This is a genomic window from Rhodanobacter sp. FW104-R8, from assembly GCF_001617365.1.
GTDB lineage: Bacteria > Pseudomonadota > Gammaproteobacteria > Xanthomonadales > Rhodanobacteraceae > Rhodanobacter.
Genome location: NZ_LVJR01000027.1, coordinates 1 through 12,048, shown reverse-complemented (window position 1 = coordinate 12,048; position 12,048 = coordinate 1). Strand labels below are relative to the sequence as shown.

Sequence of the window (12,048 nt, the reverse complement as noted above, 5' to 3'; positions counted from 1 at the left end):
ACCTGTACCCAGACCCGAATTTTTGCTCTAAGCAGCGTTGGGCAAACGGTCCTGAGCGTGATTGGCAGGCAGTCGGCAATGACTTGCGCCATGCGCTAAGCTCTTATGATGAACAGCGAAATAGCGACGCCGGACAACGATCCGAAAAACGCCCCCACAAAACTTCCACCTGTTCCGCCTGAATTACAGCGTCTTGATCCCAAGGCGTTTCAGGCTGCGAAGCAATATTTTTTGCAGGTCGCTGTTCATTCTGGGCCGCTCCCGTCCCCCCAGCAACTAGCTGAGTATGAGCAAGCTAGCCCCGGACTGGCTCTTGAAATAGTGGGGATGGCCAAGAGTGAGCAGATCACGAGGCATCATTGCATGCGCTCGGAAGTGGATGCGATCAAACGAGGCCAACTATGTGCCATCGCGGCGTTCGCGCTTGCAATGGGCGCGACATGTTTCCTCGCATACGTCGGCGCGTACATCGCAGCCGGATCTATTGGCGGAACAGCCATTACGGTCTTTGGGGGGGCCTTCATCTTGGCGCGGCATTTCAGTGCTAAACAAGAGCAAGGGCAGCAGGTCAAGCCGGCGACTTCAGCTTCGAAAAAGTCCAAAGTCAGGCGCTAAAAACGCAGATTTCAAACTGAGACACTACCGTGGCGCGGAACGGGATTCCCGCCGCGGATGCGGTTGCCCGGAGCGCGGGATCGGCGCAGCATGGAGGTGCCTCTTCCCCGTGCCACCGGAGGTTCCCGCCATGTCCAGACCGACTCTCGTTTCGTTCATCCTGTTCGCCGGCATCGCCGCCGGCGCGACGGCGTTCGCCCAGGACGTGTCGCCGGCCGGCACGGCGCCGGCCAGCCACGCCGGCCGATCCGCGGCCGCGGCGGACAGGTCGCCCCTCCGGCCCGGCGACCGCAATTGCCTGCGCAGCACCGGCAGCCTGATTCCGGTCAAGGAAGGTCAATGCCTGCCGGTGGCGGGACGCAGCTACAGCGGCGACGAGCTGCGGCGTACCGGCGTCAACAACACGGCGCGTGCCCTGCAGATGCTCGACCCGGGCATCAGCGTCGGCCATTGACCGGGAGGCCGCTTACGAACCGGCCACGGCTTTGGCGATGCCGACCGTGGCGATCTCCACCAGCCGGTCGATCTCCGGCTCGGTGATCACGAACGGCGGCATGAAGTACACCACGTCGCCGAGCGGGCGCAGCAGCGCGCCGTGTTGCAGGCCGTGCAGGTAGACGCGCAGGCCGCGCCGTTCCGCCGCGGGATACGGCCGGCGGCTGGGCTTGTCGGCGACCAGTTCGACGGCGGCGATCATGCCGGTCTGGCGCACGTCGGCGACATGCGGGTGGTCGCGCAGCGGCTCCAGCCGCCGGGCCAGGTGCGTGGCCAGTTCGCGGTTGCGCGCGAGCACCGGCTCGTCGCGGAAGATCGCCAGGGTCTCCAGCGCCACCCGGCAGGCCAGCGGGTTGCCGGTGTAGCTGTGCGAGTGCAGGAACGCCTTGCCGGCGCCGTATTCGGCGTAGAACGCCTGGTAGACCGCGTCGCGGGTCAGCACCGCCGACAGCGGCAGGAAACCGCCGGTGAGGCCTTTCGACAGGCACATGAAGTCCGGCGTCACGCCGGCCCTTCGACCGGGCTCAGGACAGGCCTGTTCGCAGGCGAATAGGGTGCCGGTGCGGCCGAAGCCCACCGCGATCTCGTCGGCGATGAAGTGCACCGCGAACTCGTCGCACAGCGCACGCAGGCCACTGAGGTAACTGGGGTGGTACATGCGCATGCCGCCGGCGCATTGCACCAGCGGCTCGACGATCACCGCGCAGGTCTTGTGGGCGTGGCGTTCCAGCAGTGTGCGCAATTCGCCGAGGCGGCGCACGGCCGTCTGTTCGGCGGACTCGCCCGGCTCGCCTTCGTACGCGTCCGGCGACGGCGCCAGGAACGGCGTCAGCAGCAGCGGCGCATAGGTCTTGCGGTACAGCGCCACGTCGCTCACCGACAGCGCGCCCAGCGTCTCGCCGTGGTAGCTGCCGGTCAGCGCGATGAAGCGGGTCTTCTCGCCATGGCCCTGGTTGAGCCAGTAGTGGAAGCTCATCTTCAGCGCCACCTCGATCGCCGCCGAACCGTTGTCGGCGTAGAACACCCGGTCGAGCCCGGGCGGCGTGATCCGCACCAGCTCCTCGGCCAGCTCGATCGCCGGTTCGTGGGTGAAGCCGGCGAAGATCACGTGCTCCAGCCGCTGCGCCTGGTCGGCGAGGGCGGCGGCGATGCGCGGGTTGGCGTGGCCGAACAGGTTGGTCCACCACGAACTGATGCCGTCCAGGTAGCGATGGCCGTCGGCATCGACCAGCCAGGCGCCGTCGCCGCGCACGATCGGCAGCATCGGCACGCTCTCGTGGTCGTGCATCTGCGTGCAGGGATGCCAGATGTGTCGCAGGTCGCGCGCGGCGAGGGCGGCATTGCCGCTTGCGGGGTTGTTCATCCGGCTATGATCGGCTTTGCGTGACGGGCGCTCAAGCCCGCGCATGGATGACAGTCCCGGGAAGCGACCCTTGAAGCCCCTGCGAACATGCCTGGTCGGTCTCGGCGTGCTGGCGCCGGCCGCGGCCCTGCTGCTGTGGTTCCTGCCGGCGCGCTGGGCGCTGCCGTGGATCGAGCCGCGACTGCACGGGCTGCAGCTGCAGCAGGTGCAGGGCAGCCTGTGGGATGGCCGCGCCGGCGCGGTGATGGCCGCCGATGGACGCAGGCTGGGACAGCTGCAATGGCGGCTGTCGCGGCGCAGCCTGCTCGGGCAACCGCAAGGGCAATTGCGCTTCGAGGGCGCGCAACTGTGGTTTTCCGGCGGCGTGCGGCGCCTCGCCGATGCGCGCCTCGCGATCGACGACCTCGACGCGCGCGTGCAACTGGCCGCGCTGGATGCCTACACGAGGTCGCCGCTGGGCCAGCCGCGTGGCGAACTGCAACTGGCCATCGCGCACGCGCTGCTGCAGGGCGGCTGGCCCGTGCAGTTGCAGGCGTGGGCGCGATGGCCGGAGGCGGTCGTGCGTACCCGCGACGGCAACCTCGCGCTGGGCGCGCTGCAGGGACAAGCGCAGGCAACCAGCGGAGTGATCCGTGTCCAACTGCAGGACGACGGCCACGGTCCGCTGCAGGCCGCCGGCGAGCTGCAACTGAGCCCGCTCGGCTGGCGACTGGACGCGACGCTGCGCGCCCGACAGACTGACCCGACCCTGCGCCGCTGGCTGGCCGCGCTGGGACCGGTCGCGGCCGACGGCAGCGTGCATGTCCGCCGTGGCGGCGGCCTGGCCGGCAGCGTGCCGGCATCACCCACGAACTGAGGACGCGAGACGAACATGAATGCCGACATCGCCGCCACCGCCCTGGCCGCCGCACGTGAAGCGGCGGCCGCCGCCGCCGAGGTGATCCGGCACTACTGGCGGCGCGGCGTCGAGGTGGAGCTGAAATCCGACGCGACCCCGGTGACCGTCGCCGACCGCGAGGCCGAGCAGGCGATCCGCCGGATCCTGCAGGCCGCGCTGCCGCAGGCGTCGATCTACGGCGAAGAGTTCGGCCTGGACGGCGAGCGCGACGGCCTGCTGTGGCTGGTCGATCCGCTCGACGGCACCAAGAGCTTCGTGCGCCGCACGCCGTTCTTCTCCACCCAGATCGCGCTGATGGAGCGCGGCCAACTGGTGCTCGGCGTGTCCAGCGCACCGGTCTACGGCGAGACGATGTGGGCTAGCGCGGCCCAGGGTGCCTGGCTCGACGGCGAGCGCGTGCGCGTGGCGGACACGACGGAGATGGCGCAGGCCTCGATCTCCACCGGCAACGTCAAGACGCTCACCGGCGACGCGCGCTGGGGGGCGCTGGGCGCGCTGATCCGCGACTCGAACCGCATCCGCGGCTACGGCGATTTCTGCCATTACCACCTGCTGGCGCGCGGCAGCCTGGACCTGGTGATCGAGTCGGACGTGAACATCCTCGACATCGCCGCGCTGGCGGTGATCGTGCGCGAGGCCGGCGGCGAATTCACCGACCTCGACGGTGCGCCGCCCACGCTGGATACGCGCAGCGTGCTGGCCGGCACGCCGGCGATCCACGCGCAGGCGTTGCGGCGCCTGCGGCGCTGAGCCGTGCAGGCTAGAATGCCCCGATGCGCAAACTACCCGTCATCCACGCCACGCGCGACGTCAGCGATAGCCACTTCCTGCACGTCGAGCAGCTCGACCTGGAGTTCTCCAACGGCGAGCGCCGCACCTACGAGCGGCTGAAGGGCAGCGGCCTGGGCGCGGTGATCATCGTGCCGATGCTGGACGACGACACGGTGCTGCTGGTGCGCGAGTACGCCGGCGGGCTCGGCCGCTACGAACTGGGCCTGCCGAAAGGGCGGCTGGACCAGGACGAGACCGCCGAGCAGGGTGCCGAGCGCGAGCTGAAGGAGGAGATCGGCTACGGCGCGCGCCGGCTGAAGATCCTGCACAACCTGTCGCTGTCGCCCTCGTACATGACGCACATGGCGCACGTGGTGCTGGCGCAGGACCTGTATCCGGAGAAGCTGGCCGGCGACGAACCGGAGGAACTCGAAGTGGTGCCGTGGAAGCTGTCCGAGCTGCACACCCTGCTCGGCCGCGACGACGTGACCGAAGGGCGCTCGATCGCCGCGCTGTTCATGGCCCGCGAGTACCTCGCCGGGCGCTTCCCGCGCACATGAGCATGGCGCCCGCTTTCGCCCGGAAAGTCGGCGAGATCGCCCGCGCCGCCGGGGCCGCCATCCTCGAGGTCTACCGCGGCGACTTCGCGGTGCAGACCAAGGACGATGCCTCGCCGTTGACCGCCGCCGACCTGGCCGCGCAGCGGGTCATCATGGCCGGCCTGGCCGCGCTCGATCCGGTGCTGCCGGTGCTGTCGGAGGAGGCGAAGGCGCTGCCGTGGTCCGAGCGCCGGCACTGGTCGCGCTACTGGCTGGTCGATCCGCTCGATGGCACCCGCGAGTTCATCAAGCGCAACGGCGAGTTCACCGTCAACATCGCCCTGATCGACGACCGGCGCAGCGCGCTCGGCGTGGTGCTGGCGCCGGTGACCGGCGAGCTCTACGTCGCCGAGCAAGGGCAGGGGGCATGGCTGCAGGCCGAAGCCGGCGGCCCCTGGCAACGCATCCGCACCCGCGCGCTGGCGCAGCCGCCGTTGGTGGCCGGCAGCCGTTCGCACGGCGGCGCGCAGGGCGAGCGGCTGCGGTCGCTGGTCGGCAGCGACTACCAGCTGGTGCCGCTGGGCTCGTCGCTGAAGTTCTGCCTGATCGCGCGCGGCGCGGCGGACCTGTACCTGCGCCTCGGTCCCACCAGCGAATGGGACACCGCCGCCGCGCAGTGCGTGCTGGACGAGGCCGGCGGCGCCGTGCTCGACCTGGCGGGACAGCCGTTCCGCTACAACCGCGGCGAGTCGCTGCTGAACCCCGAGTTCGTCGCGGTGGGCGACCGCGATATCGACTGGGCCGCGCGCCTAGAACGAGGAGCGAGGAACGGGGAGTGAGAAGTGAGTAAAAGCCATCCCGCATCCGGCCGGTCGGACGTCCTTGCGTCAAGCCGCTCTCTCTCCTTTCTCACTCCTCTCCACTCACTTCTCGCTTTCCCATGACCCGACACTCCCTCGATGATCTGCTCGCGATCATGGCGCGCCTGCGCGATCCCGAGCGCGGCTGCCCATGGGACGTGCGGCAGGATTTCGCCTCGATCGCGGCGTACACGATCGAGGAAGCCTACGAGGTGGCCGACGCGATCGATCGCCGCGACTGGCACGACCTGCGCGACGAGCTGGGCGACCTGCTGCTGCAGGTGGCATTCCACGCGCAGATGGCGGCAGAGCAGGGGCTGTTCGATTTCGCCGACGTGGTGCACGCGATCGGCGCCAAAATGGTGCGGCGCCATCCGCACGTGTTCGGCGACACGCGCTACGCCGATCTCGGCGAGCAGATGCAGGCGTGGGAGGCGATCAAGGCGGCCGAGCGTGCCGACAAGGGCGACGCCGTCGACCACAGCGCGCTGGCCGGCGTCTCCGCTGGGCTGCCGGAATGGAAGCGGGCGCACAAGCTGCAGCAGCGTGCCGCCGCCACCGGCTTCACCTGGCCCGGTCCCGAGCCGGTGCTGGCCAAGCTGGCCGAGGAACTGGACGAGGTGCGCGCCGAGTTCGCCGACGGCGCCGATCCGGCGCGGCTGCAGGACGAGGTCGGCGACGTGCTGTTCGTGGCGGTGAACCTGGCGCGCCACGCCGGGGTGGATTTCTCGCAGGCATTGCGCCACGCCAATGCCAAGTTCGAGCGGCGTTTCCGCCGGATGGAACACCTGGCCGCGGCCGAGGGCACCGCGTTCGGCGAGCGCACGCTGGCCGAACAGGAACAGCTCTGGCAGCGCGCCAAGCAGATGGAACGCCAACCGTAGAGCCGGCACGATGGCGCCAGGCCAGCGCGCCGGCCAGGGCGGACTTTCGCGGAAGTTACCTGGCCGCCGGTGCCGCCTCGCCGGCACGCTGCTGCCAGGCGGCACGCATCTTCGCCTCGTCGGCCAGGTTCTCGTCCAGCCCCTTGCGCAGCGTGGCGATGGCCTGGTCCACGTTGGCCGGCTGCGCCTGCAGGCGGGCCAGCCGGTGGTAGACATAGTCGCGCACGCGCGGATCCTGCGACCTGGCCAGTACGTCGTTGTAGACCGACGCCATTTCCTTGCTGCGGCCGGCCTGCATGTACAACCGTTCCAGCCCACGCAGGTCGCCGATCACGCCGCTGCGCCGGTGGTCGAAGCCGTGCATGCGCATGCCGTGGCCGCGATCGCCGCGGATCACGTGCATGTCCCTGCTGGCTACTGCGTGGGGAGCCGATGGCGGGGGCGGCGTATTCTGGGCCATCACGAACGAGGCCGATCCGGCGATCAGCACGGCCAGCGCGGAAGCGAACAGGGTTTTGCGGTGCATGGTAAATCTCCTCGGCAGGTAGACCAGGGAAACGCGACCGGCCCGGGCGCGTTGACCGGGACGCTCATGCATCCGTCGTGCCTGGAGACCATGAGCAGGCTCTTGCAACCTTTCTCCCGCCGGCCGCATCCCAGGCGGGCCGACCACTCAAGGAGAGTCCCATGCGCCGCCTTCTCACCACAGCCCTGCTGTTCGCACCGATCGCCGCCTTCGCCGCCACGCCGTGCAAGTACGAGGCGCCGCGCAACCTGCAACTCGACCTGGCCGACGTGCGCGGCGTGCAGATCGAGGTGAACAGCCACGACCTGCACCTGACCGGTAGCGGCAACGCCAGGGGCCTCACCCTTCACGGCCGCGCCTGCGCCTCCGAGCAGGCGGCGCTGGACAAGCTGCAGGTCACCCAGCGGCGCGAGGGCGACCAGCTGCTGATCGATATCGGCGGCAGCGGCGGCTTCAGTTTCAGCCTGTTCGGCGGCAGTTCCTACAGCAGCCTCGACGTCACCGTGCAACTGCCGGCGAACCTGCCGGTCACCGTGCGCGTGGGTTCCGGCGACGCCGACGTCAGCGGCGTGCAGCAGCTGCAGACCAGCGTGGGCTCGGGCGACCTGCACGTGCGCCAGGTGTCCGGCAAGTTCGCCACCAGCGTGGGCTCGGGCGACGTCGATGCCACCGATATCGGCAGCCTGGAGCTGGGCTCGGTCGGCTCCGGCGACTTCAAGGCCGCGGGCATCAAGGGCGACGCCCGGATCGGCAGCATCGGCTCGGGCGACGTCACGTTGCGCAACGTCGGCGGCAGCGTGCGCGCCGATACGCTGGGCTCGGGCGACCTGAACGTGCACGACGTGGCCGGCGATCTCAGTCTCGGCGCCAAGGGCAGCGGCGACGTCGGCCACTCCGGCGTGAAGGGCAAGGTCAGCGTGCCGCACGGCGACGATTGAGCGCGGCCGTCAGCCCACCCAGCGCCAGGCCAGGTACACCAGCGGCGCGCACACCAGCAGGAACGGAATCGACACCAGGTGTAGCAGCCGCAGGCCATGCGGCTGCTTCGCCAAGCGCAGCGCGATCAGGTTCGCCAGCGAACCGATCGCGGTGCCAAAGCCGCCCACGTTCACCGCCACCGCCAGCGCGGTCGCATCGGGCGTGCGCTCGAGCAGCAGCACTGTCGCCGGCACGTTGCTGATCAGCTGCGAGGCGACGATGCCGCTGGCGTACAGGGTCAGCGGCTGGCTGAAGTCCAGCCGGTCCAGCATCCGCTGTACCAGCGGCAGCTCGGCGAGGTGGCCCACGGCCAGGAAGATCGCGGCGAAGGTGAGCAGCAGCAGCCAGTCGATCCGCGCCAGGCTCGATCGCGCCAGCAGGGCGAACAGCGCCAGCATCAGCAGCGCGCCGGGCAGCGCGTGGCCGTATTCCATCAGCAGCACCATGCCCACCAGTGCGGCCATCGAGCACGCGCCGAGGCGGGTCGAGGCCGCGATGCCGTCGATCCGTTCCGGGTTCAACGCCACGCGATCGCGCGGCAGCCACAGCCAGGCGAGCGCCGCCAGCAGCACGAACGTCACCGTGGCGGCCGGCAGCATCGCCGCCGCGAAATGCAGGAACGACAGCCGCGAGTGCTGCCACAGCAGCAGGTTCTGCGGGTTGCCGATCGGGCTCAGGGTGGAGCCCGCGTTCACCGCCAGCGCCTCCAGCACCACCATGCGCAGCACCGGCAGGTTCGAGACGCCACCGATCGCCAGGGTCAGCGGCACGATCAGGAACAGGCTCACGTCGTTGGTCAGCACCATCGACAGGAGTGCCGTCGCCACCACCAGCAGCAGGCCCAGGCTGCGCAGCGAATGCGCGCGCGCCACCACGGCCACCGCCGCGTGCTGCACCCGTCCGCTGTCGCGGATGCCCTGGATCGCGATCAGCAGGCCCGTCAGGCCGGCCAGCGTGGGCAACTGCAGCCAGCGCCGGTAGTCGCTCGCGGGACGGGGATCCAGCACGGCAAGCGCCAGCGCCAGCAGCGCGAACACCAGCAGCAGCCATTCGTTCTGCAGGTGCCGGGCCCAGCCGGGTGGCTTTTGCGTGGATGGATTCATGGTTTCAACGCGGGCCTGGAAACCACGCCATCATCGTGCATGCCCTGCATCGGGATGCTTTCAGTGACCCGGGCGGCCGGGCATCACCAGCGCGCCAGCAGCATGAGCATGCCGGGTATCCAGCAGGTGACGATCCCCACGATCACCGCATAAGGCGCGAGGAAGCGTTTCACCCGCACGCTGGTGCACAGGTCGATGAAGAACAGCAGCCACAGGCTCGACCAGACCAGCCAGATGCCGGCCATGCGCAGCTCGCCGAGGGTGTACGCGTCCCAGCTCAGGGGCAGCGCGGTGATCGCGACGAACAGGCAGTACCAGCCCAGCCCGGTGCCGCTCAGCTTGAACCAATGCACGCCGGCCACGTACAGGTAAGTGAATGCAAACAGCAGGCCCGAACCCACGGCGAGAAAATCCGCCGGCGTGGAAGCCTGGATGGCGCCCAGTACCGCGGCGAATGCCGAGAGGCTGCCGACCAGCAGGTTGAGCACGGCGGCTTCCTTCGCCTCGATGCGTCCGGCGAGGGTCAGGCCGTTGACGATCAGGACGACACCGACAAAAAGCAGGACGACACCGAGCATGGGCGGATTCCCGTGGCTTCAAGTTGGAAATGGGGTTGGCCTGGTGGAGCCGCGGTACGCCGGAAGAGGGTTGCTCCATGCGCCCACGGTTGCCAGTCTCGCATGGCTTCGCCATCGACGGGATCTGCTCCTGCCGATGCCTGTTTTCAGCCCTCGCGCAGCAACCGCATCGGCGGCGTGCGGCTGACCTTGCGGGTGCCGGCCAGGCCCAGCAGCATCACCACCAGCGCCGCGCCCGCGGCACCGCCGAGCAGCGGCCACAGCGGCGGCACGAAGCCCTCGATGTGGAACACGGCCTGACCCAGCCACAAGCCGGCACCGGCGGCGCCGAGTGCGGCGGTGAGGCCGGCGACCAGCCCGAGCAGGGCGAACTCGCAGGCGGCGGCCACGCGCAGCTGCGCGCGGCGTGCGCCCAGCGTGCGCAGCAGGGCGGCTTCGTGGCGGCGCTCGGCGGCGCTGGCGGCGAGTGCCGCGGCCAGCACCAGCGCGCCGGCGAGCAGGCTGAAGCCGAGTATCCAGCGCACCGCGTTGCCGACCCGGTCGACGATCTCGCGCACGCGGTCGAGCAGCGAGTCGACGTCGACCAGGCTGAGGTTGGGGTAGTCGCGCGACAGCTGCGCCAGGCCGGCGGCGTGCCCGCGCGGCAGGTGGAAACTGGCCAGCCAGGTATGCGGCAGCGCGCCGGCGTGGGCCGGGTCGAGCAGCAGGAAGAAGTTGACCCGGAACGAACTCCAGTCGACCTTGCGCACGCTGCCGACCTTCGCCTCGATGCTGCCTTCGCCCACGTCGAAGCGCATGGTGTCGCCGAGCTTCAACGCGAACATGTCGCGCCACATGGTGTCGATCGAGACCTCGGCCTGCGCCGGCTGCGCGCCGTGCCAGCGGCCGGCGATCACCTCGTTCGCCGGCGGCAACGCGGCGGACCAGGACAATCGCAGCTGGCGGTCGGCCCAGTCCTTGGCGCGTTCGTCGGCGAAGCCGAGCTGGTCGACCGGGCGGCCGTTGATCGCGGTGAGCTTGCCTACCGCCAGCGGCAGCATGTTGAGCTGGTCGCCGCCGATGGTCGTCAGCGCCTGCGGGAAGCCGGTGCGCTGGTCGTCCTGCAGGTTCAGCGCGAACCAGTTCGGCGTGTCCGCTGGCAGCTCCTGGCGCCAGCCCTGCAGCAGCGCCGGCGCCACGATCGCCAGCAACAGCAGCGCGCACAGGCCGAGGCTGAGCGCGGTGGCCTGGATCACGCTCAGCGCCGGCCGCCGCGCCAATGCGGCCAGGCCCAGCCGCAACGCGGGGTGCGCGCCCGGTGCGATGCGCCGGGCCAGCCACAGCAGCAGGCTGGCCAGCAGCGCCGCGATCAACGCCACGCCGAGCAGGCTGGCGGCGAGGATGCCGGCCAGGGTGAGCGAACTGCTCTGGCTCCAGATCAGGCCCAGCGCCACCACGGCGGGGATCAGGTACAGCGCATCGAAGCGCCGCACCCGCCGTTGCATGCTCTGGCGGAACACCGCCACCGGTGGCACCTCGGCCAGCCGCGCCAGCGGCGGCAGGGCGAAGCCGACCAGCACCGCGATACCCATCGCGGCGGCGGCGAACGAGGGCGCCAGCGGCAGCACGGTCGGCACGTTGCCGAACAGCTGGCTGGCCAGCAGCCAGGCCAGTTGCGCCAGGCCCAGCGCCAGCAGGATGCCGAGTGCCGTCGCCGGCACAGCGAGTGCGCCCAGCGTGCCCAGCAGCAGGCCCAGCACACGCCGGCGCGGCGTGCCCAGCGCGCGCAGCAGCGCTACTTCGGCGGTCTTGCGCCGCGCGTAGCGCTGTGCGGACAACGCGATCGCGATGCCGGCCAGCAGCGCCGACAGCAGGGCGGTGAGGCGCAGGAACGCACCGGCGCGGTCGAACGAGGTGCGCATGCGCTCCTGGGTCTGCTCCGGCGTGACCAGCTCGGCGCCCTGCGGCAGCGCGGTCGCCTGCGCCCAGTCGCGCCAGGCCTGCACCGCGGCCGGCGCGCCGGCCAGCAGCAGGCGGTGGCGGGCGCGGCTGCCCACGCCGAGCAGGCCGGCCTGTTCGGCATCGGCCAGGCTCATCAGCGCGCGCGGCGCCAGCGCCAGCAGCTCGCCGCCGTCGGGTTGGCGCAGCAGTTCGGCGGCGATGGTCAGCTCGCGGCCACCGAGTTGCAGCGTCTGGCCGACCTTGAGGCCCAGCGCGACCAGGGCGCGATGGTCGAGATAGACCTCGCCCGCGGCCGGGGCATGGCCATTGCGCGTGCGGCCGGCGGCGTCGCGCAGCTCCAGCTTGCCGCGCAGCGGATAGGGCGGATCGACCGCCTGCACGTCGAGCAGCTGGGTCTGCTCATGGGCGAACGCCACGCTGGGAAAGCCGGCGGTGCGGCTGACCTGCAAGCCGTCGCGGCGGGCGCGGTCGGCGAACGTGTCCGGCACCGCCTGCGG

Annotated in this window: 13 protein-coding genes; 8 read left to right on the top strand and 5 right to left on the bottom strand. The window is 70.3% G+C overall.

Going from position 1 to position 12,048, the window contains the following annotated elements; all coding sequences use genetic code 11:
• Nucleotides 1-105: 105 nt before the first annotated feature.
• Both RHOFW104R8_RS16925 and RHOFW104R8_RS08300 read left to right on the top strand, forming a co-directional pair.
• Nucleotides 106-615, top strand: a complete 510-nt coding sequence (locus RHOFW104R8_RS16925) for a DUF2335 domain-containing protein (RefSeq protein WP_082823568.1) — start codon at nt 106-108, stop codon at nt 613-615.
• A gap of 130 nt (nt 616-745) precedes the next feature.
• Nucleotides 746-1,069: a hypothetical protein gene (locus RHOFW104R8_RS08300; protein WP_153021682.1), complete on the top strand. Its 324-nt coding sequence runs from the start codon at nt 746-748 to the stop codon at nt 1,067-1,069.
• A gap of 12 nt (nt 1,070-1,081) precedes the next feature.
• Here RHOFW104R8_RS08300 and RHOFW104R8_RS08295 read toward each other — a convergent pair whose 3' ends face one another.
• Nucleotides 1,082-2,473 (bottom strand): adenosylmethionine--8-amino-7-oxononanoate transaminase, encoded by a 1,392-nt coding sequence (locus RHOFW104R8_RS08295; RefSeq protein ID WP_068093355.1) that lies wholly within the window; start codon nt 2,471-2,473, stop codon nt 1,082-1,084.
• Nucleotides 2,474-2,543: 70 nt separating this feature from the next.
• Here RHOFW104R8_RS08295 and RHOFW104R8_RS08290 point away from each other — a divergent pair, with 70 nt between their 5' ends.
• From RHOFW104R8_RS08290 to mazG, 5 genes are all read left to right on the top strand, one after another.
• Entirely contained in the window at nt 2,544-3,329 is a 786-nt protein-coding gene (locus RHOFW104R8_RS08290) for a type II secretion system protein N (protein ID WP_068093357.1), read from the top strand.
• 15 nt (nt 3,330-3,344) lie between these two features.
• Nucleotides 3,345-4,121, top strand: coding sequence for an inositol monophosphatase family protein (locus RHOFW104R8_RS08285; RefSeq protein WP_068093360.1), 777 nt, complete (start codon nt 3,345-3,347; stop codon nt 4,119-4,121).
• Nucleotides 4,122-4,144: 23 nt separating this feature from the next.
• On the top strand, nt 4,145-4,702 hold the full coding sequence (nudE, locus tag RHOFW104R8_RS08280) for an ADP compounds hydrolase NudE (protein WP_068093362.1): 558 nt from the start codon (nt 4,145-4,147) through the stop codon (nt 4,700-4,702).
• Nucleotides 4,699-5,520: a 3'(2'),5'-bisphosphate nucleotidase CysQ gene (gene cysQ / locus RHOFW104R8_RS08275; protein WP_068093364.1), complete on the top strand. Its 822-nt coding sequence runs from the start codon at nt 4,699-4,701 to the stop codon at nt 5,518-5,520. Before nudE ends, cysQ begins: the two co-directional genes overlap by 4 nt.
• A 101-nt stretch (nt 5,521-5,621) precedes the next feature.
• Nucleotides 5,622-6,425 carry a nucleoside triphosphate pyrophosphohydrolase gene (gene mazG, locus RHOFW104R8_RS08270; RefSeq protein WP_082823567.1) on the top strand — a complete coding sequence of 268 codons (804 nt, stop codon included), beginning with the start codon at nt 5,622-5,624 and terminating at the stop codon, nt 6,423-6,425.
• A 55-nt stretch (nt 6,426-6,480) separates the two neighbouring features.
• Here the strand turns inward: mazG and RHOFW104R8_RS08265 are convergent, their stop codons facing one another.
• Nucleotides 6,481-6,951 (bottom strand): hypothetical protein, encoded by a 471-nt coding sequence (locus RHOFW104R8_RS08265; protein WP_068093367.1) that lies wholly within the window; start codon nt 6,949-6,951, stop codon nt 6,481-6,483.
• A gap of 161 nt (nt 6,952-7,112) precedes the next feature.
• Between RHOFW104R8_RS08265 and RHOFW104R8_RS08260 the strand changes: the two genes are divergently transcribed.
• The gene (locus tag RHOFW104R8_RS08260) at nt 7,113-7,889 is read left to right on the top strand and encodes a DUF4097 family beta strand repeat-containing protein (protein ID WP_068093371.1); all 777 of its coding nucleotides are present in this window, start codon (nt 7,113-7,115) and stop codon (nt 7,887-7,889) included.
• A 9-nt stretch (nt 7,890-7,898) separates the two neighbouring features.
• Here RHOFW104R8_RS08260 and RHOFW104R8_RS08255 read toward each other — a convergent pair whose 3' ends face one another.
• The 3 genes from RHOFW104R8_RS08255 to RHOFW104R8_RS08245 form a co-directional block, all read right to left on the bottom strand.
• Complete coding sequence (locus tag RHOFW104R8_RS08255) at nt 7,899-9,032, bottom strand: SLC13 family permease (RefSeq protein WP_068093374.1); 1,134 nt, start codon at nt 9,030-9,032, stop codon at nt 7,899-7,901.
• Between the two features lie 83 nt (nt 9,033-9,115).
• Nucleotides 9,116-9,610, bottom strand: a complete 495-nt coding sequence (locus RHOFW104R8_RS08250; RefSeq protein WP_068093378.1) for an AmiS/UreI family transporter — start codon at nt 9,608-9,610, stop codon at nt 9,116-9,118.
• Between the two features lie 146 nt (nt 9,611-9,756).
• A partial coding sequence (locus tag RHOFW104R8_RS08245; protein ID WP_068205429.1) for an ABC transporter permease occupies nt 9,757-12,048 on the bottom strand: 2,292 nt, incomplete at its 5' end.

What these genes read in the sequence shown, in the direction of transcription:
- RHOFW104R8_RS16925 (WP_082823568.1), top strand. Translation starts at nt 106, where the DNA reads ATGATGAACAGCGAAATAGCGACGCCGGACAACGATCCGAAAAACGCC.
- RHOFW104R8_RS08300 (WP_153021682.1), top strand. Translation starts at nt 746, where the DNA reads ATGTCCAGACCGACTCTCGTTTCGTTCATCCTGTTCGCCGGCATCGCC.
- RHOFW104R8_RS08295 (WP_068093355.1), bottom strand. Translation starts at nt 2,473, where the DNA reads ATGAACAACCCCGCAAGCGGCAATGCCGCCCTCGCCGCGCGCGACCTG.
- RHOFW104R8_RS08285 (WP_068093360.1), top strand. Translation starts at nt 3,345, where the DNA reads ATGAATGCCGACATCGCCGCCACCGCCCTGGCCGCCGCACGTGAAGCG.
- nudE (WP_068093362.1), top strand. Translation starts at nt 4,145, where the DNA reads ATGCGCAAACTACCCGTCATCCACGCCACGCGCGACGTCAGCGATAGC.
- cysQ (WP_068093364.1), top strand. Translation starts at nt 4,699, where the DNA reads ATGAGCATGGCGCCCGCTTTCGCCCGGAAAGTCGGCGAGATCGCCCGC.
- mazG (WP_082823567.1), top strand. Translation starts at nt 5,622, where the DNA reads ATGACCCGACACTCCCTCGATGATCTGCTCGCGATCATGGCGCGCCTG.
- RHOFW104R8_RS08265 (WP_068093367.1), bottom strand. Translation starts at nt 6,951, where the DNA reads ATGCACCGCAAAACCCTGTTCGCTTCCGCGCTGGCCGTGCTGATCGCC.
- RHOFW104R8_RS08260 (WP_068093371.1), top strand. Translation starts at nt 7,113, where the DNA reads ATGCGCCGCCTTCTCACCACAGCCCTGCTGTTCGCACCGATCGCCGCC.
- RHOFW104R8_RS08255 (WP_068093374.1), bottom strand. Translation starts at nt 9,032, where the DNA reads ATGAATCCATCCACGCAAAAGCCACCCGGCTGGGCCCGGCACCTGCAG.
- RHOFW104R8_RS08250 (WP_068093378.1), bottom strand. Translation starts at nt 9,610, where the DNA reads ATGCTCGGTGTCGTCCTGCTTTTTGTCGGTGTCGTCCTGATCGTCAAC.